Origin of the sequence: Bartonella vinsonii subsp. berkhoffii ATCC 51672 (assembly GCF_902825225.1) — a bacterium.
Taxonomy (GTDB): Bacteria; Pseudomonadota; Alphaproteobacteria; order Rhizobiales; family Rhizobiaceae; genus Bartonella; species Bartonella berkhoffii.
On the sequence record NZ_CADEAK010000109.1, the window covers coordinates 1 to 532 of the forward strand.

Annotated in this window: 1 pseudogene; it reads right to left on the reverse strand. The window is 40.8% G+C overall.

The features are described 5' to 3' along the window. Positions 1–532: pseudogene (locus J7R10_RS08490) on the reverse strand (restriction endonuclease); the annotation flags it as partial.

Genomic DNA, 532 nt, shown 5'->3' on the forward strand with positions numbered 1-532 from the left:
TGAAAGCTTTACCCGTACCACATGCCATATTCAGCTTGCCACGGTTTGCTTCTTTTACACCTTCACAGACTTTCTTGATGGCTTCTTCTTGATGGTGTCGAGGCTCTTTTATTGTTTTAATAACACCTTCTTTTTTCGTTGCATAATTTTGCCAGTCTATACGACTGTTTTCCATTTTAGGAAGGTCAATGCGATAAACTGGGATCGCTTGTCCTTTGATCATGGCATTCACATTGTCACTTAATTCCACTTCTGTGGTATCAACGAGAAGACGATATTTAAAGATGTCTTTTCCAGAGGCAGCGATAAAGCTATCAATATCTTTTTTACTGATCTGATGGTCAGCTTTATAAAACTTACATTGAATAGCCACATAGCCCTCTTGATTGCGAAGCTTTGCTACCAGATCAATGCCGATATCAGTACCATCCCAACCGTGTTCCCGTGCCCAATCTCTCTAAGTCTGAACCTTTTCATCTTCTTGGCATTGCAGGGGGTCTTGCGTCATATCCACAATCCCAAACTTTTCTTA